This is a genomic window from Caulobacter sp. GW821-FHT10A10 (assembly GCF_059415745.1).
In genome coordinates this window covers 335,547-356,487 of the sequence record NZ_JBWKNV010000007.1, presented here as the reverse complement: position 1 = coordinate 356,487, position 20,941 = coordinate 335,547, and the positions used below count along the sequence as shown (strand labels likewise).

Annotated in this window: 26 protein-coding genes; all 26 read left to right on the top strand. The window is 66.4% G+C overall.

Annotated features, from left to right (window positions below; all coding sequences use genetic code 11):
• Positions 1–209, top strand: a 209-nt coding sequence (locus tag AC07NS_RS20755; RefSeq protein WP_494606277.1) for a hypothetical protein, incomplete at its 5' end; no start/stop codon positions are given.
• On the top strand, positions 206–583 hold the full coding sequence (locus AC07NS_RS20750) for an NADH-quinone oxidoreductase subunit A (protein WP_110117755.1): 378 nt from the start codon (positions 206–208) through the stop codon (positions 581–583). The genes AC07NS_RS20755 and AC07NS_RS20750, both read left to right, overlap by 4 nt.
• The gene (locus tag AC07NS_RS20745; RefSeq protein ID WP_110117756.1) at positions 553–1,158 is read left to right on the top strand and encodes a NuoB/complex I 20 kDa subunit family protein; all 606 of its coding nucleotides are present in this window, start codon (positions 553–555) and stop codon (positions 1,156–1,158) included. Before AC07NS_RS20750 ends, AC07NS_RS20745 begins: the two co-directional genes overlap by 31 nt.
• Positions 1,155–1,757 carry an NADH-quinone oxidoreductase subunit C gene (locus AC07NS_RS20740; RefSeq protein ID WP_494606275.1) on the top strand — a complete coding sequence of 201 codons (603 nt, stop codon included), beginning with the start codon at positions 1,155–1,157 and terminating at the stop codon, positions 1,755–1,757. The genes AC07NS_RS20745 and AC07NS_RS20740 overlap by 4 nt, the downstream gene beginning before the upstream one ends.
• Before the next feature lie 3 nt (positions 1,758–1,760).
• Positions 1,761–3,011, top strand: coding sequence for an NADH-quinone oxidoreductase subunit D (locus AC07NS_RS20735; protein ID WP_494606273.1), 1,251 nt, complete (start codon positions 1,761–1,763; stop codon positions 3,009–3,011).
• On the top strand, positions 3,008–3,340 hold the full coding sequence (locus AC07NS_RS20730; RefSeq protein ID WP_110117759.1) for a nuclear transport factor 2 family protein: 333 nt from the start codon (positions 3,008–3,010) through the stop codon (positions 3,338–3,340). Before AC07NS_RS20735 ends, AC07NS_RS20730 begins: the two co-directional genes overlap by 4 nt.
• The gene (gene nuoE / locus AC07NS_RS20725) at positions 3,337–4,020 is read left to right on the top strand and encodes an NADH-quinone oxidoreductase subunit NuoE (protein WP_494606271.1); all 684 of its coding nucleotides are present in this window, start codon (positions 3,337–3,339) and stop codon (positions 4,018–4,020) included. Before AC07NS_RS20730 ends, nuoE begins: the two co-directional genes overlap by 4 nt.
• On the top strand, positions 4,020–4,265 hold the full coding sequence (locus tag AC07NS_RS20720) for a hypothetical protein (protein ID WP_494606270.1): 246 nt from the start codon (positions 4,020–4,022) through the stop codon (positions 4,263–4,265). The genes nuoE and AC07NS_RS20720 overlap by 1 nt, the downstream gene beginning before the upstream one ends.
• Positions 4,262–4,522, top strand: a complete 261-nt coding sequence (locus AC07NS_RS20715) for a hypothetical protein (protein WP_487288778.1) — start codon at positions 4,262–4,264, stop codon at positions 4,520–4,522. Before AC07NS_RS20720 ends, AC07NS_RS20715 begins: the two co-directional genes overlap by 4 nt.
• 4 nt (positions 4,523–4,526) lie before the next feature.
• Positions 4,527–5,846 carry an NADH-quinone oxidoreductase subunit NuoF gene (gene nuoF, locus AC07NS_RS20710; RefSeq protein ID WP_110117763.1) on the top strand — a complete coding sequence of 440 codons (1,320 nt, stop codon included), beginning with the start codon at positions 4,527–4,529 and terminating at the stop codon, positions 5,844–5,846.
• A 5-nt stretch (positions 5,847–5,851) separates the two neighbouring features.
• A complete protein-coding gene (gene nuoG, locus AC07NS_RS20705) occupies positions 5,852–7,912 on the top strand; it encodes an NADH-quinone oxidoreductase subunit NuoG (RefSeq protein ID WP_494606268.1) in 2,061 nt (686 codons plus the stop codon).
• Between the two features lie 3 nt (positions 7,913–7,915).
• Entirely contained in the window at positions 7,916–8,980 is a 1,065-nt protein-coding gene (gene nuoH, locus AC07NS_RS20700; protein WP_110117765.1) for an NADH-quinone oxidoreductase subunit NuoH, read from the top strand.
• On the top strand, positions 8,980–9,219 hold the full coding sequence (locus tag AC07NS_RS20695; RefSeq protein WP_494606267.1) for a hypothetical protein: 240 nt from the start codon (positions 8,980–8,982) through the stop codon (positions 9,217–9,219). Before nuoH ends, AC07NS_RS20695 begins: the two co-directional genes overlap by 1 nt.
• Before the next feature lie 23 nt (positions 9,220–9,242).
• Positions 9,243–9,440: a hypothetical protein gene (locus AC07NS_RS20690; protein ID WP_494606266.1), complete on the top strand. Its 198-nt coding sequence runs from the start codon at positions 9,243–9,245 to the stop codon at positions 9,438–9,440.
• Positions 9,441–9,450: 10 nt separating this feature from the next.
• Complete coding sequence (gene nuoI, locus AC07NS_RS20685) at positions 9,451–9,942, top strand: NADH-quinone oxidoreductase subunit NuoI (protein ID WP_487288775.1); 492 nt, start codon at positions 9,451–9,453, stop codon at positions 9,940–9,942.
• Positions 9,943–10,024: 82 nt separating this feature from the next.
• On the top strand, positions 10,025–10,642 hold the full coding sequence (locus tag AC07NS_RS20680) for an NADH-quinone oxidoreductase subunit J (protein WP_494606265.1): 618 nt from the start codon (positions 10,025–10,027) through the stop codon (positions 10,640–10,642).
• Positions 10,639–10,944, top strand: coding sequence for an NADH-quinone oxidoreductase subunit NuoK (gene nuoK / locus AC07NS_RS20675; RefSeq protein ID WP_494606264.1), 306 nt, complete (start codon positions 10,639–10,641; stop codon positions 10,942–10,944). Before AC07NS_RS20680 ends, nuoK begins: the two co-directional genes overlap by 4 nt.
• A gap of 4 nt (positions 10,945–10,948) precedes the next feature.
• Positions 10,949–13,054: an NADH-quinone oxidoreductase subunit L gene (nuoL, locus tag AC07NS_RS20670; RefSeq protein ID WP_494606263.1), complete on the top strand. Its 2,106-nt coding sequence runs from the start codon at positions 10,949–10,951 to the stop codon at positions 13,052–13,054.
• Between the two features lie 10 nt (positions 13,055–13,064).
• Entirely contained in the window at positions 13,065–14,549 is a 1,485-nt protein-coding gene (locus tag AC07NS_RS20665; RefSeq protein WP_494606262.1) for an NADH-quinone oxidoreductase subunit M, read from the top strand.
• A gap of 8 nt (positions 14,550–14,557) precedes the next feature.
• Complete coding sequence (nuoN, locus tag AC07NS_RS20660) at positions 14,558–15,997, top strand: NADH-quinone oxidoreductase subunit NuoN (RefSeq protein ID WP_494606261.1); 1,440 nt, start codon at positions 14,558–14,560, stop codon at positions 15,995–15,997.
• A 1-nt stretch (position 15,998) separates the two neighbouring features.
• Positions 15,999–16,754, top strand: coding sequence for a biotin--[acetyl-CoA-carboxylase] ligase (locus AC07NS_RS20655; RefSeq protein WP_494606259.1), 756 nt, complete (start codon positions 15,999–16,001; stop codon positions 16,752–16,754).
• Positions 16,751–17,539 (top strand): type III pantothenate kinase, encoded by a 789-nt coding sequence (locus AC07NS_RS20650; protein WP_494606300.1) that lies wholly within the window; start codon positions 16,751–16,753, stop codon positions 17,537–17,539. Before AC07NS_RS20655 ends, AC07NS_RS20650 begins: the two co-directional genes overlap by 4 nt.
• Positions 17,536–19,215, top strand: coding sequence for a ribonuclease J (locus AC07NS_RS20645; RefSeq protein ID WP_494606257.1), 1,680 nt, complete (start codon positions 17,536–17,538; stop codon positions 19,213–19,215). The genes AC07NS_RS20650 and AC07NS_RS20645 overlap by 4 nt, the downstream gene beginning before the upstream one ends.
• 7 nt (positions 19,216–19,222) lie before the next feature.
• A complete protein-coding gene (locus AC07NS_RS20640; RefSeq protein WP_494606255.1) occupies positions 19,223–19,954 on the top strand; it encodes a rhomboid family intramembrane serine protease in 732 nt (243 codons plus the stop codon).
• A 60-nt stretch (positions 19,955–20,014) separates the two neighbouring features.
• On the top strand, positions 20,015–20,434 hold the full coding sequence (gene mce / locus AC07NS_RS20635; RefSeq protein ID WP_494606253.1) for a methylmalonyl-CoA epimerase: 420 nt from the start codon (positions 20,015–20,017) through the stop codon (positions 20,432–20,434).
• A complete protein-coding gene (locus tag AC07NS_RS20630) occupies positions 20,434–20,694 on the top strand; it encodes a DUF1467 family protein (protein WP_494606251.1) in 261 nt (86 codons plus the stop codon). Before mce ends, AC07NS_RS20630 begins: the two co-directional genes overlap by 1 nt.
• Positions 20,695–20,941: the final 247 nt, after the last annotated feature.

The window sequence follows — 20,941 nt, the reverse complement described above, 5'->3', positions numbered from 1 at the left end:
CGGCATTACCGTCCGCCCGGAGGCAGAAGTGCGACCCGCCGTGCGGCGAGGGGCGTCTGATATGTCGGGCGAAGACTCGTGTCAACGGCCATGTCGCCGAACCTGTGGATGGCCAGAAGTTGCGATCGTTTCTCAATGTGCCCGGGGCGTTTGAAGCCTGGAAGACACTGGGCTACAACGCGGCCGATTCAAGCCAAGGGCTGTCATGAACGCCTTCCTTCTCCAGTACCTGCCGATCGTGATCTTTCTCGGGATCGCGGCGGTTATCGGCATCGTCTTCATGCTGGCTGCCGCCGTGCTCGCGCCCAAGGCGCCGGACCCGGAAAAGCTGTCCGCATACGAATGCGGCTTCAACGCCTTCGACGACGCGCGCATGAAGTTCGACGTCCGGTTCTACCTGGTCTCGATCCTCTTCATCATCTTCGACCTCGAAGTGGCTTTCCTGTTCCCGTGGGCGGTGACCCTGCTGAAGCTTCCGCATGAAGCCTCGGTCTTCGCCTTCTGGTCGATGATGAGCTTCCTCGGCGTTCTGACTGTCGGCTTTATCTACGAATGGAAGAAGGGCGCCCTCGAATGGGAGTGATCGTTCCCGCCAACAGCTCGCCGCTTCCGGCGGCCGGCGCCGCTGGCCGCTCGACGGTGCAGGGCTATGACCCCAAGCTGCACGACGCCTTCTTCGACGGCGTCTCCCAGCAGCTGGCCGACAAGGGCTTCATCACCGCGGCAGCCGACGACCTGATCACCTGGGCCCGTACGGGTTCGCTGATGTGGATGACGTTCGGCCTGGCGTGCTGCGCCGTCGAGATGATGCACTCGGCCATGCCGCGCTACGACCTGGAGCGCTACGGCTTCGCGCCGCGCGCCAGCCCGCGTCAGTCGGACGTGATGATCGTCGCCGGCACGCTGACCAACAAGATGGCTCCGGCTCTGCGCAAGGTCTACGACCAGATGCCCGAGCCCCGCTACGTCATCTCGATGGGCAGCTGCGCCAACGGCGGCGGCTACTACTATTACAGCTACAGCGTCGTTCGCGGCTGCGACCGCGTCGTGCCGATCGACATCTACGTGCCGGGCTGCCCGCCGACGGCCGAGGCGCTCGTCTACGGCGTGCTGCAGCTTCAGAAGAAGATCCGTCGCACGGGGACCATCGAGCGATGAGCCAAGACCTCGAAGCCCTCGGCCAGGCGATCGTCGCCAACTCGGCCGGGGCCATCGCCTCGTACAACGTCGCGTTCGGCGAGCTGAACCTGCTCGGTTCGACGAACCGCGTGGTCGAGCTGCTGACCTATCTGCGTGATCACCCCGACTACCGCTTCCACCAGCTGGTGGACCTGACGGCGGTCGACTACCCCGAGCGCGCCGCGCGTTTCGACGTGGTCTACCACCTGCTGTCGATGGTGAAGAACGTCCGCGTCCGCGTGAAGGTGCAGACCGACGAAGACACCCCGGTGCCGAGCGCCACGCCGGTGTTCCCGGTCGCCGACTGGTTCGAGCGCGAAGCGTTCGACATGTACGGCGTGTTCTTCGAAGGCCACCCGGACCTGCGCCGGATCCTGACGGACTACGGTTTCCACGGCCACCCGCTGCGGAAAGACTTCCCGATGACCGGCTATGTCGAGGTCCGTTACGACGACGAACTCAAGCGCGTCGTCTACGAACCCGTGAAGATCACCGAGTTCCGCGCATTCGACTTCCTGTCTCCGTGGGAGGGCGCCAAGTACGTCCTGCCGGGCGACGAGAAGGCGGAGAAGGCTTAAGTCATGACTGGCACGAACGCTCCCGCCGCGGCGACCGACTTCTTCCGCGACGAACCGACGGTTCCGGCGATCCCGGAAACCCCGGTCCGCAAGTTCAACATTAACTTCGGCCCCCAGCACCCGGCCGCGCACGGCGTGCTGCGTCTGGTGCTGGAACTCGACGGTGAAATCGTCGAGCGCGTCGATCCGCACATCGGCCTGCTGCACCGCGGCACCGAGAAGCTGATGGAAGCGCGCACCTACCTGCAGAACATCCCGTACTTCGACCGCCTCGACTACGTGGCGCCGATGAATCAGGAGCATGCGTTCTGCCTGGCCATCGAAAAGCTGCTGGGCGTGGAAGTGCCCAAGCGCGGCCAGGTCATCCGCGTGCTGTTCTGCGAGATCGGCCGCATCCTGAACCACCTGCTGAACGTGACGACCCAGGCCATGGACGTCGGCGCCCTGACGCCGCCGCTCTGGGGCTTCGAGGAGCGCGAGAAGCTGATGGTGTTCTACGAGCGCGCCTGCGGCGCTCGCCTGCACGCCAACTACTTCCGTCCGGGCGGCGTCCACCAGGACCTGACCCCGTCTCTGATCGACGACATCGAAGCGTGGGCCAAGGCCTTCCCGAAGATCTGCGACGACATCGAAGGCCTGATCACCGACAACCGCATCTTCAAGCAGCGCAACGTCGACATCGGCGTGGTCAGCAAGGAAGACGCCTGGGCCTGGGGCTTCTCGGGCGTGATGGTGCGCGGTTCGGGCATCGCCTGGGACCTGCGTCGCAACCAGCCGTACGAGAACTACAACGAGTTCGAGTTCGACATCCCGCTGGGCAAGAACGGCGACTGCTACGATCGCTATCTCTGCCGCATGCAGGAGATGCGCGAGAGCACCAAGATCATCCTGCAGGCCGTCGCCATGCTGCGCGGTACGCCGGGTCCGGTGCTCAGCGAGGACAACAAGGTGGCTCCGCCCCGTCGCGCCGAGATGAAGCGCTCGATGGAAGCCCTGATCCACCACTTCAAGCTCTACACCGAGGGCTTCAAGACGCCGGAAGGCGAGGTCTACGCGGCCGTCGAAGCCCCCAAGGGCGAGTTCGGCGTCTACGTGGTCAGCAACGGCACCAACAAGCCGTACCGCTGCAAGATCAAGGCTCCGGGCTTCTCGCACCTGGCCGCCATGGACTGGATGAACCGCGGCCACCAGCTGGCCGACGTTTCGGCCATCCTGGGTTCGCTCGACATCGTGTTCGGCGAGGTCGATCGATGAGCCTCGAGAGCATCGCCCAGGCCCAACTCGACGCCTACAACGCCCAGGACCTGGACGCCCACTGCGCCCACTTCTCGGACGACGTGGTCGTGGCCGGGCTGAACGGCGAGGTGGCGCGCACGGGCATCGAGGCCTACCGCGCCTTCTACGCCAAGACCTTCGCCGAGTTCCCCAAGAACAAGGCCGAGCTCCTGAACCGCATCGTGGTCGGCTCGAACGTGATCGATCACGAGCACGTCGACCGCGGCAACGGCGACGCGCCCTTCCAGGTCGCCGCCATCTACACCTTCAAGGGCGACAAGATCGTCCGCGTGGATTTCGCACGATGAGCGTTCGTCGTCTCGCCAAAGAGCAGCCCGCCAGCTTCGCCTTCTCGGTCGACAGCCAGGCCAAGGCCGACTGGTGGAAGGCCAAGTATCCCGCCGCCCGCAAGCAGTCGGCGGTGATCCCGATGCTGTGGCTGGCCCAGAAGCAGGAAGGCTGGATTTCCGAGCCGGCGATCCAGGAGATCGCCAAGCAGCTCGAGATGCCGGTCATCCGCGTGCTGGAAGTCGCCACCTTCTACGTGATGTTCCAGCTGGCCCCGGTGGGCAAGACCGCCTTCGTCCAGCTGTGCGGCACCACGCCGTGCCAGCTGCGCGGCGCGCTCGACCTGAAGTCGGTGCTGGAGAAGAAGATCGGCCCTGCCCACACCGTGTCGGCCGACGGCAAGTTCAGCTGGGAAGAGGTCGAGTGCCTCGGCGCCTGCTGCAACGCCCCGATGGCGGCCATCAACGACTACTATTACGAAGACCTGACGCCGGAGAGCCTGGCCCAGATCCTCGACGACTTCGCCGCGGGCAAGGCTCCGCAGCCGGGCAGCTACGAGGGCCGCAAGTCCTCGGAGCCGAAGGAAAAGATCCAGACCCTGACCGATCCCAAGCTGTACGACGGCTCGGCGGCCAAGAAGATCAAGATTCCGAACCTGCCCGAGAAGCCCAAGAAGACCAAGGCGGAGCCCGCCGCCTGATGACCGACGTCGCCGTCCATCAGAAGAAGCGCCTCACGACGATGCTCGCCATCGACGTCGTGTGCTTCCTGCTGGCCGGCGCGGCGATCGTCGGCCACGTGGCCTTCCACGTCTGGTGGCTGCTGCCGGTGTTCATCCTGGCCGTCGTGGTCGGGCTGGGCGCCCAGATCTGGTTCATCATGGGCTGGCTGAAGGTGACCAAGCTTGAAGCCGGTTCCGAACCGCAAGCGGGGAGGGCGCCTTGAGCGACGACCTTTCCGCCAGGCGGGCGGCCTACCTGGCCACGATCAAGGGGCTCTACCGCAAGGAGCGGGTCCTGGGTTTCGTGGCCTGCCTGGCTGGCGTCCTGCTGCTGATCTGGGGGCGGGAGGTCCCTGGGGCTCCGGCCTGGGCGGCGCCCACAGGTCTTTTGGTGATCGGCGCCGGTTGGCTGCTTTTCGCCTATGTCATCGTCCGGCGGACGCGCTATGTCCGCACCCATCCATTCGATCCGCAAAGCTAGAGTCATGGTCGGTATCCTCGAAGACAAGGATCGCATCTTCACCAACCTCTACGGCCTCCAAGACTGGGGCCTCGAGGGTGCGAAGGCGCGCGGTTGCTGGAACGGCACCAAGGACATCTTGGACGCCGGTCGCGACTGGATCATCGAGAACATGAAGAACTCCGGTCTGCGAGGCCGGGGCGGTGCTGGTTTCTCGACCGGTCTGAAGTGGTCCTTCATGCCCAAGGAAGTGAAGGACGGCCGTCCGCACTACCTGGTGGTCAACGCCGACGAGTCCGAGCCGGGCACCTGCAAGGACCGGGAGATCATGCGGCACGATCCGCACCTCCTGATCGAGGGCTGTCTGATCGCTTCGCGCGCCATGCTGGCCCACGCCTGCTACATCTACATCCGCGGCGAGTACGTCTTCGAGCGTGAGCGCCTCGAAGCCGCGGTCAAGCAGGCCTACGAGGCCAAGCTGATCGGCAAGGACAACGTCCACGGCTGGGACTTCGACCTCTACGTCCACCACGGCGCCGGCGCCTATATCTGCGGTGAAGAGACCGCCCTGCTGGAAAGCCTGGAAGGCAAGAAGGGTCAGCCGCGCCTGAAGCCGCCGTTCCCGGCCGGCGCGGGCCTCTACGGCATGCCGACCACGGTCAACAACGTCGAGAGCATCGCTGTCGCCGGCACGATCCTGCGCCGCGGCGCGGCCTGGTTCGCGGGTTTCGGCCGTCCCAACAACGCCGGCACCAAGCTGTTCTGCGTCTCGGGCCACGTGAACCTGCCCTGTAACGTCGAAGAAGCCATGAGCATCCCCTTCCGTCAGCTGATGGAAGACCACTGCGGCGGCATCCGCGGCGGCTGGGGCAACCTCAAGGCCGTCATCCCGGGCGGTTCGTCGGTGCCGATGATCCCGGCCGAGCAGTGCGAAGACCTGCCGATGGACTTCGACGCCCTGCGGAACCTGAAGTCGGGCCTGGGCACCGCCGCCGTCATCGTCATGGACAAGTCCACCGACCTCGTCCGCGCCATCGCCCGCCTGTCGTACTTCTACAAGCACGAGAGCTGCGGCCAGTGCACGCCGTGCCGCGAAGGCACCGGCTGGATGTGGCGGGTCATGGAACGCATGGCCACCGGCGAGGCCGATCCGAAAGAGATCGACACCCTGCTGGACGTCACGACCCAGGTCGAGGGTCACACCATCTGCGCCCTGGGCGACGCGGCCGCTTGGCCGATCCAGGGCCTGTTCCGTCACTTCCGCCACGAGGTGGAGGAGCGGATCGCATCCTATCGTAGCGGTCGCCTGCACGTGCAGGGCGCCAAGCTGATCGCGGCGGAGTAACAAGCATGGCTATCGCCAAGGTCAACGGCGTCGAGGTCGAGTTCGAACCCGGCATGACGGTTCTGCAGGTCGCGGAACTGGCTGGGGAAGAGATCCCGCGCTTCTGCTATCACGAGCGTCTGAGCATCGCCGGCAACTGCCGCATGTGCCTGGTCGAGGTGAAACCCGGTCCGCCGAAGCCGCAGGCGTCTTGCGCCCTGCCGGCCGCCGAGGGCCAGGAGATCTTCACCAAGACTCCGATGGTCAAGAAGGCCCGCGAAGGGGTGATGGAGTTCCTGCTCATCAATCACCCGCTGGACTGCCCGATCTGCGACCAGGGCGGCGAGTGCGACCTGCAGGACCAGGCCGTCGGCTACGGCCGTGACGACAGCCGCTACGAAGAGAACAAGCGCGCGGTCGAAGAGAAGGCCATGGGCCCGCTCATCAAGACCGTGATGACGCGCTGCATCCAGTGCACCCGCTGCGTCCGCTTCATCACCGAAGTCGCCGGCTCGCCGGAAATCGGTCTGATCTCGCGCGGCGAAGACGTTGAAATCACGACCTATCTGGGCGCCGCGGTGACCTCGGAGCTGTCGGCCAACGTCATCGACCTGTGCCCGGTCGGCGCCCTGACCTCCAAGCCCTACGCCTTCGAAGCCCGTCCGTGGGAGCTGAAGAAGACCGAGAGCGTCGACGTCCAGGACGCCCTGGGCTCGTCGATCCGCGTCGACGCCCGCGCCAACGCCGTGCTGCGCGTGCTGCCGCGCATCAACGAGGACGTCAACGAAGAGTGGATCAGCGACAAGACGCGCTACGCCGTCGACGGCCTGCAGCGTCAGCGCCTCGACCGCCCGTACGTCCGCGTCGACGGCAAGCTGAAGCCGGCCTCGTGGTCGGAAGCCTTCGCCGCCGTCGCCGCCAAGATCAAGGCGACCGCCCCTGAGCGCATCGGCGTCATCGCTGGCGACCTGCAGGACGCCGAAAGCCTGAAGGCGACCAAGGACCTCTTCACCGCCCTGGGCGTGAAGAACCTCGACGCCCGCCAGGACGGCACGGCTCTGGGCGCCGGCCCGCGCGAGAGCTGGCTGTTCAACTCGACCATCGCCGGCATTGAAGACGCTGACGTCGTGCTGTTCGTCGGTACGAACCCGCGCCTCGAGGCCCCGGTGCTCAACGCCCGCTTCCGCAAGCAGTGGATCGCCGGCAAGACCCGCTTCGGCGTCATCGGCGAACAGGCCGACCTGACGTTCGACTACGACTACCTCGGCGCCGGCGCCAAGACGCTGTCGGGCCTGGCCAAGGCCAAGAACGACTTCGTCGCCGCCCTGAAGGCCGCCGAGCGTCCCGCCATCATCATCGGCCAGGGCGCCCTGGCCCGCGCCGACGGCGCGGCGATCCTCAAGGCCGCCGCCGGCGTCGCCAAGACCTTCAAGGTCGTCCGCGAAGGCTGGAACGGCTGGAACGTGCTGCACACCGCCGCCGCCCGCGTGGCCGGCCTCGATCTGGGCTTCGTCCCGGCCGAAGGCGCCCTCTCGGCGCGCGACATGCTGAAGCCGGGCGCGCTGGACGTGCTGTTCCTGCTGGGCGCCGACGAGTGCGAGCCCGCCGCTTCGGACGCCTTCAAGATCTACCTCGGCACCCACGGCGACGCCGGCGCCCACAAGGCCGACGTCATCCTGCCGGGCGCCGCCTACACCGAAAAGAACGGCCTCTACGTCAACACCGAGGGTCGGGTGCAGATGGGCAAGCGCGCCGTGTTCCCGAAGGGCGAGGCCAAGGAAGACTGGTCGATCCTGCGGGCGCTGTCGGAAGTGCTGGGCGCCAAGCTGCCCTATGACAGCCTGGACCAGCTGCGCGCCAAGCTGTTCGCCGACCACCCCACCTTCGGCCAGATCGACTTCGCGCCGGGCTCGGTCCCGACCGTGTTCGACCTCGCCGCCGTCGGCGGGGAAGGGGACGTCTCCGAGGCTCCGTTCGAGAGCCCGGTGAAGGCCTTCCACCTGACCAACCCCATCGCGCGCGCCAGCGTGACCATGGCCGAGTGCGCGGCCAACGTCTCGGCCGCCGCCAAGATCGCCGCGGAGTAAGCCGTGTCTCAGACCAACCCGCTTATCTGGTTCGGCCTCACTCTCGGCGGCATCCTGCTGGTCGTGATCTGGGTTCTGCTGAGCCTGGCCTTCCTGCTGCTGGCCGACCGCAAGATCTGGGCCGGCGTGCAGATGCGCAAGGGCCCGAACGTCGTCGGCCCCTTCGGCCTGCTGCAGTCCTTCGCCGACTTCGGCAAGTTCGTGCTGAAGGAAATCGTCATCCCGGCCGGCGCCGACAAGGCGATCTTCCTGCTGGCCCCGCTGATCAGCCTGGTCCTGGGTTTCATCGGCTGGGCCGTGGTGCCGTTCGCGCCGGGCTGGGTCGTCTCCAACCTGAACGTCGGGATCCTGTACCTGCTGGCGATGAGCTCGCTGGGCGTCTACGGCATCATCATGGGCGGCTGGGCTTCGAACTCGAAGTACCCGTTCCTGGGCGCGCTGCGTTCGGCGGCGCAGATGGTGTCGTACGAAGTCTCGATCGGCCTGATCATCATCACGGTGATCCTGCTGGCCGGCTCGATGAACCTGTCGACCATCGTCGAGAACCAGTCCGGCTGGATCTGGAACTGGAACGTGTTCGGCGGCGGCGGCCTCAAGAACATCATCCTGCTGCCGGTCATGGTGATCGCCATGGGCATGTTCTACATCTCGGCCCTGGCCGAGACGAACCGCCCGCCCTTCGACCTTCCGGAAGCCGAATCCGAACTCGTGGCCGGTTATCAGGTCGAGTACTCGTCGACCCCGTACCTGCTGTTCATGGTCGCCGAATATTCGAACATCGTGCTGATGTGCGCGATGATCAGCGTGCTGTTCTTCGGCGGCTGGAACCTGGGCCTGCCGATCGACCTTGTGGCGATGTGGGGCTGGTGGGGCAAGCTGGCCCTGGCCCTGGTGTTCTACGCCAAGATCGTCTTCTGGTTCTTCATGTTCGCCATGGCGAAGGCCATCGTGCCTCGCTACCGCTACGACCAACTGATGCGCCTGGGCTGGAAGGTCTTCCTGCCGATGTCGCTGGTGCTGGTCGCCCTGGTCGCCGGCTGGCGCGTCTTCTCGCCGGTGGCGGGCTGATGCGCTCCGCCGCCCTGGCCTTGACGGGGCTGGTCCTGGTTTCGCTGGGCGCTTGCGCGTCGAGCGAGGCCTCGGACCGCTCCTATTCGCTGGGACGGGGCATCGTGAACTACGACGAACTGCGCCGGGCCGGCGACAAGTGCAAGGCCGAGGGCGGGACGTTGCAAGCCAAGATGGACGGGGGAGATCCCGCCCAGCTTTCGAACTACACCTGCGTCATTCCCCGAGCCGGGAAATGAGGCGGGTCGTCCTCGGGATCGCGATGATCGGCCTGCTGGCCGGCTGCACGATCCCAGGACGGAGCATTCGGCCGCCGCGGGAGCGATCGCTCGACGAGCAGATCGAGGCCCGCCGGAAGGCCGAGGCGGAGACAAAGGACTGCGTGCTGCGCCAGCAGGTGCGGCGTCAGCAGGAAGAGCGGGGGAGGGACGTCCGTCCTTTCCCTAAGGAAAAGTGTTAGGAGAGCTCTGGTGTTCCAGCGCATCACGCAAGCGGTCAAAGGGGTGGCCCTGCTCGATTTCGCGGGCGCCTTCGGCCTGGCCATGAAGTATCTGGTCGCGCCGAAGAAGACCGTGATCTACCCGAACGAGCGCGGCCCGCAGTCGCCTCGTTTCCGTGGCGAGCACGCCCTGCGTCGCTATCCCAACGGGGAAGAGCGCTGCATCGCCTGCAAGCTGTGCGAGGCCATTTGCCCCGCCCAGGCGATCACCATCGAGGCCGAACCGCGCGAAGACGGCAGCCGCCGCACGACCCGGTACGACATCGACATGGTGAAGTGCATCTACTGCGGTCTCTGCCAAGAGGCCTGCCCGGTGGACGCCATCGTCGAAGGCCCGAACATCGAGTTCGCGGTCGAGACGCGTGAAGAGCTCTACTACGACAAGGAAAAGCTGCTCGACAACGGTGACCGTTGGGAACGGCTGATCGCGAAGAATCTGGAGTTGGACGCTCCGTACCGCTAAACGGTCCGGCGCGATTCCGAGGTTGGCGGCGTGTATTTCGCACGCCGTCGTTATTTGAACTTTCAGGGGAGCACCCTGGCCAATGGCCTTGCAGGCGATAGCTTTCTATTTGCTGGCGTTCGTGACGATAGCGGCGGGTCTTCTCGTCGTGTCGGCCAAGAACCCCGTGCACTCGGTGCTCTTCCTGATCACCGCCTTCTTCTCGGCCGCCGGCCTCTTCGTCCTTCTGGGCGCTGAGTTCCTGGCGATGCTGCTGATCGTCGTCTATGTGGGCGCGGTCGCGGTGCTGTTCCTCTTCGTGGTCATGATGCTCGACATCGACTTCGAAGCGCTGCGGGACGGCTTCGCGCAGTACCTGCCCATCGGCGGCCTCGTCGCCGGCGTGCTGACCATCGAGATGATCATGGTCGCCGTCAGCGTCGCCACCAACGGCAAGGCCAGCGCCAACGCGCTGCCCAACGCCTCGCCGGGCGGGTTCAGCAACACCGAGGCGCTCGGTCGGGTGCTCTACACCGACTATGTCTTCTTCTTCCAGGCGGCGGGCCTGGTGCTGCTGGTCGCCATGATCGGCGCCATCGTCCTGACCCTGCGCCACAAGCCGGGCGTCAAGCGTCAGGACATCGGCAAGCAGGTCGCCCGTACGCCCAAGACCGGAATGGAACTCGTGCAGATCAAGCCGGGCGAAGGGATCAGCGAATGATCGGCCTTCCGCATTACCTCATCGTCGCCGCCATCCTTCTGACGATCGGCGTCTTCGGCATCTTCGTGAACCGCAAGAACATCATCGTCATCCTGATGTCGATCGAGCTCATCCTGCTCGCGGTGAACATCAACCTGGTGGCGTTCTCGGCCTACCTGCACGACGTGGCGGGCCAGATCTTCGCGATGTTCGTGCTGACCGTGGCCGCCGCCGAGGCGGCCGTCGGCCTCGCCATCCTGGTGACCTTCTTCCGTAACCGCGGCGACATCGCGGTCGACGACGCCAGCATGATGAAGGGCTGACCCAGTGCAATCGCTCGTCACCATTCTCGTCTTCGCCCCGCTGGTGGGCGCGATCATCGCCGGCCTGTTCGGTCGGCGGATCGGCAACGTCGCGTCGCAGTCGGTCACTACCGGCCTGCTGATCCTGGCCTGCGCCCTGTCGTGGGTCACGTTCAGCAAGTGGACCTGGGGCGACATGGACGCCTTCACGGTCACCCTGCTGCCGTTCATCCACATCGGCGACTTTGTCGCCAACTGGTCGATCCGCATCGACGCCCTGTCGGCGACCATGCTGATCGTGGTCACGACCGTCTCGGCGCTCGTGCACGTCTATTCCTGGGGCTACATGGCCGAGGACGACAGCAAGCCGCGTTTCTTCGCGTACCTGTCGCTCTTCACCTTCGCCATGCTGTCGCTGGTCACCGCCGCCGACTTCATGCAGCTGTTCTTCGGCTGGGAAGGCGTGGGTCTGGCCTCGTACCTGCTGATCGGCTTCTGGTTCAAGAAGCCCTCGGCCAGCGCCGCGGCCATCAAGGCCTTCGTGGTCAACCGGGTCGGCGACTTCGGCTTCGCCCTCGGCATCATGACGACCTACTGGGCCTTCGGCACCATCCAGTTCCACGAACTGTTCCCGATGATCGCCGCCGGCGCCTCGCGCACCTGGGAGTTCGCGGGCCACAGCTGGCCGCTGGTCGACATCGCCTGCTTCCTGCTGTTCATCGGCGCGATGGGCAAGTCGGCCCAGTTCTTCCTGCACACCTGGCTTCCTGACGCCATGGAAGGCCCGACCCCCGTGTCGGCCCTGATCCACGCGGCCACCATGGTGACCGCCGGCGTCTACATGCTGTGCCTGCTGTCGCCGATGTTCGAATACGCCCCGGTGGCCAAGAACATCGTCACGGTGATCGGCGCCATCACGGCCCTGTTCGCCGCCACGGTCGGTCTGACCCAGAACGACATCAAGCGCGTGATCGCCTACTCGACCTGTTCGCAGCTGGGCTACATGTTCTTCGCGGCCGGCGTCGGCGCCTATCAGGCGGCCATGTTCCACCTGTTCACGCACGCCTTCTTCAAGGCTCTGCTGTTCCTGGGCGCCGGTTCGGTGATCCACGGCATGCACCACGAGCAGGACATGCGTCGCTACGGCGCCCTGGCCAAGCTGCTGCCAGTGACCTTCATCGCCATGACGATCGGCACGATCGCCATCACGGGCCTCGGCTTCCCGCCGCTGCACCTGGGCTTCGCCGGCTTCTACTCGAAGGACACCATCATCGAGGCGGCGTTCGCCGCTGGCGGTCACAACGGCATCGCCATGTTCGCCTGGGCGATCGGCGTGCTGGTCGCGGGGCTGACCTCGTTCTACTCCTGGCGCCTGGCCTTCTTCACCTTCAACGGCAAGGCCCGTTGGGGTCATGACGACCACGCCCATGACGCGCACGCTCATGGCCACGACGATCACGCGCACGCCGCCCACGGTCACGACGACCATGCTCATGGGGACCATGCCCACGGCGCGCACGACGACCACGGTCATGACGACCATGGCCATGGCCATGATCACAAGCCGCACGAGAGCCCCTGGGTGATGCTGCTGCCGCTGGTCGTGCTTTCGATCGGCGCGGTCGCCGCCGGCTTCGTCTTCACCGGCTACTTCGTGGGTCACCACCAGGAAGAGTTCTGGCGCGGCGCGATCTTCAACGCTCCGACCAACCACGTGCTGCACGAGGCCCACGAAGTGGCCGAGTGGGTGAAGTGGAGCCCGCTGATCGCCTCGATCATCGGCCTGCTGATCGCGGTCTACGTCTACCTGATCAAGGGCAACGAGCGCCTCGGCCTCAAGCTCGCCGAGCGCAACGGCCCGTTGTACGTGTTCTTCTACAACAAGTGGTTCTTCGACGAGCTCTATCAGGCCACCTTCGTGCGGGCCGCCAAGTTCCTCGGCGACCTGTTCTGGAAGGGCGGGGACCAGAAGATCATCGATCGCCTGGGCCCGGACGGCGTCAGCGCCGTCTCCTACGCCGTTGGCCGCAAGACGGGCAAAGCCCAGACCGGCTACGTCTACCACTACGCTTTCGTCATGCTGCTCGGCGTCGCCGGCCTGCTGACGTTCGCCCTTTACGCATTCCGTTGAGGACGGATCGATGACCGGCCTGCTCAGCCTTACGACCTTTGCTCCGCTCGTCGGCGTGGCTCTGATCCTGGTGGCTCGCGCCATCCAGGGTCCGAGCGCCAAGACCGACACCCTGGCCAAGTGGATCGCGCTCGCGACCACCGTGGTCGCCTTCGCCCTGTCGCTGGTGCTGACGCTCCAGTTCGACGCCAAGAACCCCGGCTTCCAGTTCGTGGAAGACATCGCCTGGTTCGGCGGCCTGCATTACCGCATGGGCATCGACGGCATTTCGGTGCTGCTGGTGCTGCTGACTGCCTTCCTGCTGCCGATCTGTATCGTGGCCAGCTGGAAGTCGGTGGAAAAGCGCGTCGTCGAATACCTGATCGCCTTCCTGGTCCTCGAGACCCTGGTGATCGGCGTGTTCTGCGCGCTGGACCTGGTGCTGTTCTACCTCTTCTTCGAAGGGGGCCTGGTGCCGATGTTCCTGATCATCGGCATCTGGGGCGGCAAGCGCCGGATCTACGCGGCCTACAAGTTCTTCCTCTACACGCTGCTCGGCTCGGTGCTGATGCTGGCGGCCATCCTGGCCATGATCTCGATCGCCGGCACCTCGTCGATCCCCGAGCTCATGACCTACAAGTTCGCGCCGTGGCTCCAGACCTGGCTGTGGCTGGCCTTCTTCGCCTCGTTCGCGGTGAAGATGCCGATGTGGCCGGTGCACACCTGGCTGCCTGACGCCCACGTGGAAGCCCCGACGGCGGGTTCGGTCATCCTGGCCGGTATCCTGCTGAAGATGGGCGGCTACGGCTTCATGCGCTTCAGCATCCCGATGTTCCCGAACGCCTCGGAGATGTTCCAGCCGCTGGTCTTCGCCCTGTCGGGTATCGCCATCGTCTACACCTCGCTGGTCGCCTTCCGTCAGACCGACATCAAGAAGCTGATCGCCTACTCGTCAGTCGCCCACATGGGCTTCGTGACCATGGGCATCTTCTCGGGCAACGCCGCCGGCGAGCAGGGCGCCCTGTTCCAGATGATCAGCCACGGGGTGATCTCCGGCGCGCTCTTCCTCTGCGTCGGCGTGGTCTACGACCGCATGCACACCCGCGAGATCGCCTTCTACGGCGGCCTCACCAACCGCATGCCGCACTACGCCTTCGTGTTCCTGCTGTTCACGATGGGCAATGTCGGCCTGCCGGGCACCTCTGGCTTCGTCGGCGAAATCCTGACCATGACGGGCGTCTACAAGGCCTCGACCTGGACGGCGATCGTCTCGGCCACCGGCGTGATCCTGTCAGCCATGTACGCCCTGACGCTGTACCGCCGGGTCATGTACGGGGAGATCACCAACCCCGAGCTGAAGACGATCAAGGACCTCGACGCGCGGGAAATCCTGCTCTTCGTTCCGCTGATCGTCATGACCCTGGTTCTCGGCATCTATCCTAATCTTGTGTTCAACCTGACCGCGTCGTCCGTCGACGGGCTCGTCGGCGCCTGGCGCGCCGCCGTGGGCGGGTGAGGGATCCCATGACGTTCTCCGCCAACTTCTCCCTCGTCCTGCCTGAAGTCGTCCTGGCGATTTCGGCCCTGCTGCTGCTGGTCTGGGGCGCCTTCTCCAAGAAGACCTCGCCGGTCTTCACGGGCGCCTCGGTTCTGGCCCTGGTGGTCGCCGCCGCCTTCGCGATCCACGGACCGCGCGGCGACGCCTTCAACGGCGTCTATTCGGCCGACGCCGCCGCCACCTACGCCAAGGTCGCGATCTTCCTGTTCAGCGCCCTGGCCATCGTGCTGGGCGACCGCTGGCTGGCCGCCCGCGGCGACCAGAAGTTCGAGTTCCCGGTCCTGGTGATCCTGGCCGCGCTGGGCATGGGCATCACGGCCTCGGCCGGCGACCTGATCAGCCTCTATATCGGCGTCGAGCTGCAATCGCTGGCCCTGTACGTCCTGGCGGCCTTCCGCCGCGACGACGCCAAGGCCTCGGAAGCGGGCCTGAAGTACTTCGTGCTGGGCGCGCTGTCGTCGGGCATCCTGCTGTACGGCGCCTCGCTGATCTACGGCTTCTCGGGCTCGACCCGCTTCGTCGACATCGCCGCGGCTTCGCACGGCGCTCACGGCCTGGGCCTGCTGTTTGGCCTGATCTTCGTGATCTGCGGCCTGGCGTTCAAGGTTTCGGCCGCGCCGTTCCACATGTGGACCCCGGACGTCTACGAAGGCGCCCCGACCCCGGTCGTCGGCTTCTTCGCCGCCGCGCCGAAGCTGGCCGCCATGATGATGTTCGCCCGCGTGCTGGGCGACGCCTTCCCGGACGCCGTGGCCCAATGGCGCCAGGTGCTGATCATCGCGGCCCTGCTGTCGGTGTTCGTCGGCGCCTTCGCCGGCCTCGCCCAGAGCAACCTCAAGCGCCTGTGGGCCTATTCCTCGATCGCCAACGTCGGCTACGCCCTGCTGGGCGTCGCCACCGGCGGCGAGACCGGCCTGCACTCGATGCTGGTGTTCATGGTGCTCTACATGGTGGACGTCACCGGCTTCTTCGCCTGCCTGCAGGCGCTGACCCGCGACGGCAAGCCGATGGAGACCATCGAGGACATGGCCGGCCTGGTGAAGGAACGTCCGGGCGTCGCCCTGGCCATGACCGCGTTCTCGCTGTCGGCCCTGGGCCTGCCGCCGTTCTCGGGCTTCTGGGCCAAGTTCTACGTCTTCAAGGCCGCCATGGGCTCGGGCGACGTGCCGCTGCAGTGGGCCGCCGTGATCGGCCTGGTCGGCAGCGTCGTGGCCGCCTTCTACTACCTGCGTCTGATCAAGACGGTGTGGTTCGACGCGCCGACCAGCGCGGTGGACAAGCCGCAACCGACCGCTCGCGCGATCGGCTTCGCCGCGGCCCTGTTCTCGTTCCCGATCGTCCTGATCGCCCTGGTCTGGCTCGACCCCGCCGCCAAGGCGGCCGCGGCGGCCTTTGGCCACGCGTGACGTGACGGGCGCGTCCGCCGAGGGGCCGCCCGTCGTCGTTCTCGACGAGATCGACTCGACCAACGCCGAGGCTCGCCGCCGCGCGGAAGCGGGGCAGGCGGGCCCGGTCTGGATCGTCGGCCTGCGGCAGACCGCGGGCCGCGGTCGCCGGGGCCGCGCCTGGGAAACCGGCGACGGCAACCTGGCCGCCACCCTCCTGCTCACCACCGACAAGCCGCCCGCCGAGGCCGCGCAGATCTCGTTCGTGGCGGCCCTGGCCGTCGCCGACCTGCTGTGCGCCTATGTCGCCGAGCGGCTGGTCAGCCTGAAATGGCCCAACGACCCGATGGTCGGCGGCCTGAAGATCAGCGGTATCCTCGTCGAGTCCGGCAAGAGCCCCGCCGGCGGCCTGTGGTTGGCCGTGGGGATCGGCGTCAATCTCGCCCGCAAGCCCATCGACAGCGAGCGTCCGGCCACGGCCCTGCCGACCTGGCGGGCCGAGCCGCCGCCGTCTCCCGTCGAGGCGATCGGGATCCTGGCCCCGGCCTTCGCCCGCTGGCTCGACGTCTGGTACCGCCTTGGCTTCCCCGCCATCGCCGACGCCTGGACCGCCAAGGCGCACGGCCTGGGCGAGCCCTGCACGGCGCGGCTCTCGACCGAGACGATCGAAGGGATCGCCGAGGGCCTCGACGCCGACGGCGCCTTGCGCCTGCGCCTGGCCGACGGCCAACTGCGCCGGATCACCGCCGGCGACGTCTTCTTCGGAGGAAACCCCTGATGCTGCTGGCTATCGAACAGGGCAACACCAACACCATGTTCGCCATCCACGACGGCCAGTCGTGGATCGCCCAGTGGCGCGCCGCCACCGAGAGCACGCGCACGGCCGACGAATACGTGGTCTGGCTGTCGCAGTTGATGTCGATGCAGGGCCTGGGCTTCCGCTCGCTCGACGCCTGCATCATCTCCAGCGTCGTGCCCCAATCGCTGTTCAACCTGCGTAACCTGTCGCGCCGCTATCTGAACGTCGAGCCGCTGGTGATCGGCGAGAACGCCAAGCTCGGCGTCGATGTCCGCATCGACAAGCCCAGCGAGGCCGGCGCCGACCGGCTGGTCAACGCCGTGGGCGCCAGCATGGCCTACAAGGGCCCGCTGATCGTCATCGACAGCGGCACGGCCACCACCTTCGACGTGGTGGGCGCCGACGGCGCCTTCGAGGGCGGCATCATCGCCCCGGGCATCAATCTTTCCATGCAGGCGCTGCACGAAGCGGCCGCCAAGCTGCCCCGCATCGCCATCCAGCGTCCCGCCCGTAATCGCGTCGTCGGCACCGACACCGTCAGCGCCATGCAATCGGGCGTGTTCTGGGGCTATATCTCACTCATCGAAGGGCTGGTCGCGCGCATCAAGGCCGAGCGCGGCGAACCCCTGACCGTGGTCGCCACCGGCGGCGTCGCCTCGCTGTTCGAGGGCGCCACCGACAGCATCGACCACTTCGACCCTGATCTGACCATCCGTGGTCTCCTCGAAATTCATCGCCGCAATACCCACCTAGAGAACGAATGAAAAAGCACCCTGAGGACGAGCTCGTCTTCCTGCCCCTGGGCGGGTCGAACGAGATCGGCATGAACTTCAACCTGTACGGCTTTGGCCCGGCGCACGATCGCAAGTGGATCGTCGTCGACCTGGGCGTGACCTTCGGCGACCAGACCACGCCGGGCGTCGAGATCATCCTGCCCGACCCGGAATATATCGTCCCCTACGCCAAGGACATTCTGGGCATCGTGCTGACCCATGCCCACGAAGACCACCTGGGTGCCGTCGCCTGGCTGTGGCCGCAGCTGAAGGCGCCGGTCTACGCCACGCCGTTCACCGCCTTCCTGCTGCGCGAGAAGCTGCGTGACGCCAACCTGCTGGACGAGGTGAAGATCCACGAGGTGCCGCTGAGCGGCAGCTTCGACCTGGGCCCGTTCCACCTGGAAATGGTGACGCTGACCCACTCGATCCCCGAGCCCAACGGTCTGGCGATCAAGACCCCGCTGGGCACCATCCTGCACACCGGCGACTGGAAGATCGATCCCGATCCCCAGCTCGGCGCCGCCACCGACGTCGACGCCCTGCGCCGCCTCGGCGACGAGGGCGTGCTGGCCATGGTCTGCGACAGCACCAACGTCTTCGTCGAAGGCACCGCCGGATCGGAAGCCGACGTCCGCGTCGAGCTGAACAAGCTGATCGGCAGCCTGACGGGCAAGATCGCCGTGGCCTGCTTCGCCTCGAACGTGGCGCGCATGGACACCGTCATCCGCGCCGCCCAGGCCGCCGGCCGCAAGGTCTGCCTGGCCGGTCGCTCGATGCACCGCATGGCCGCCGCCGCCCGCTCGGTCGGACTGCTGGACGGCCTGGAGCCGTTCGTCACCGACGACCAGGCCAAGCACATGCCGGAGAACGAGATCCTCTATCTCTGCACCGGCAGCCAGGGCGAGGCGAGGGCGGCTCTGGCCCGCATCGCCGAGGGCAACCACCCGCACGTCAAGCTCTCTTCGGGCGACCACGTGGTGTTCAGCTCGCGGGTGATCCCGGGCAACGAGATCCCGATCCGCAACCTGCAGAACAAGCTGGCCGACCGCGGCGTGCGCCTGCACACCGAGCGCGACACCCCCGGCATCCACGTTTCGGGCCACCCGTGCCGCGACGAGCTGAAGCAGATGTACCAGTGGGCCCGGCCGCAGATCGCCGTGCCGACCCACGGCGAACGCCGCCACCTGCTCGAGCACGCCGCCTTCGCCAAGGACCTGCAGGTCCCGCACGCCGTCAGCCCGCGCAACGGCGACATGGTGCGCCTGGCGCCCGGCCATCCGGAGATCATCGACGAGGTGCCGGCCGGCCGGCTCTACGTCGACGGCGGCGTCGTCACGCCCGAGAACGGCGAGGCCCTGCGCGAGCGTCGCCACGCGGCGTTCAACGGCGTGCTGGCCGTGTCGATCGTGCTCGACGGCCGCAACAAGGTCGTCTCGGGCCCGCAGGTGCGTGGCCTGGGTCTGGCCGGTGACGAGGAGTATCCCCTCGACGAGGCTCTGGACGACCTGGCGGAAGAGGCCGAAGAGGCCTTCAAGCGCCTGTCGGGCGATGATCGCGAGATCGACGAGACCATCGAGAACGCCATCTCGCGCGCGGTGAAGAAGGCCGCCTTCCGCATCTGGGAACGCAAGCCGGTCGTCGAGACGACCGTTCTGCGTCTCTGATCGCCGCATGACGACGCCGGAGGATCCGCCCCTGACCGAAGAGACCCCCGCGCCCCGGCGCGAGGGCCTGTTCGGCACGGGGCCGGCCGTCCTCTGGTTCGAGGCCTGGCCGGTGATGGTGACGCTGGGCTTGATCTGGCTGGTCTTCGCCGTCCAGCTGGCCAGCGCGCCCCTGGGCTTCGAAACCGAGCTGCTCAGCCTCGGCGCCTTCCATCCCGGCAACTTCCGTGAGGGGCTGTGGTGGACGCCGGTCAGCTACATCTTCATGCACGCCGGCTGGTTCCACATCGCCATGAATTCGGCCGCCCTGGTCGCCCTGGGGCCGGGCCTGGCGCAGCGCTTCGGTCGCGACGCCGTCGGCGGCCTGCTGTTCGCGGCGCTGTTCCTGGTCTGCGGCGCGGCCGGGGCCATGCTGTCGATGCTGCTCAGCCCCGAAAGCTGGCTGGTCGGGGCCTCGGGCGCGATCTGCGGCCTGTGGGGCGCCGGCGCGCGCCTGGCGGGGCCGGGGAGAGCGGAGCTGGCGCCGGTCTTCTCGCGCCAGGTCGGCCGTTCGGTCGGCTCCTTCGTGGTGATGAACCTGATCGTCGTGGTCGCCGCCGGCGCCTATGGCCTTGCCTCGCAGCAGGGGATGATCCTGGTCTCCTGGCAGGCCCACCTTGGCGGGTTCGTGCTGGGCTTCCTGCTGATCCCGATCCTGCCCGTGCGCTTCCACTGGCTGAAGGGCGCTCGCGCGGCTTGACTGCCGTGAGCGGAGGCGCGGTTAGTGGCGGCAAGATCCGCTAAGCCAGGACCCCGCACCATGATCGGCAGGCTCAACCACGTCGGCGTCGCCACCCCGTCCATCGACGAGTCGGTGAAGATGTACCGAGAACTGCTCGGCGCCACCTCGGTCACCGACAAGTGGGCCATGCCCGAGCAGGGCGTCTGGGTCTGCTTCGTCAACCTGCCCAACAGCCAGATCGAGCTGATCGAGCCCTATGGCGAGAACTCGCCTATCCACGGCTTTCTCGCCAAGAACCCCAAGGGCGGTCAGCACCACATCTGCTTCGAGGTCGAGAACATCTACGAGGCGCGCGATTCTCTGGTCGCCAAGGGCGCGACCGTGCTAGGCGAGCCCCGGATCGGCGCCCACGGAACGCTGATCATCTTCGTTCACCCCAAGGACATGGGCGGCCTGCTCGTGGAATTGATGGAAAGCCCCAAGGACGCGCACCACTGATGGGTCCGATCACCGGCATCGCGATCTTCCTGACCATCTGGTGGACGGTGCTGTTCGCCGTGCTGCCGATCGGCACGCGCAGCTATCACGAACTGGGAATCGAACCGCCGCCGGGCGTGGATCCCGGTGCGCCGGTGAACCCGAACCTCAAGCGCAAGTTCTTCACCACCACCTGGATCTCGGTCGTGGTTTTCGTGGTGTTCTGGCTGGTGGTGAAGTTCCAGCTGGTGAGTCTGCCTGACCTGCCGTCCACCTACTGAAAAATTTGCAGAACGCGGCCCGGCGCCCAAGCCTTGGGCGGGCGCTGGCCTTCTGCCCGTCAAACGCCCATCGGTTGGGCGAAACAGGCCGACTTGCCCACTTGGCGGCAATCGGATGCCCCAACAGTCGTTCGGAGGCCTAGATTGTCATGACGAGGCCGGGTTCGGCCTTGCTCTGTGGCGTCTTCCCCGACGATGAACTTGATGGCCGCGCGAGTGAACCGCGCGGCCTTCTTTTCGTTATGGC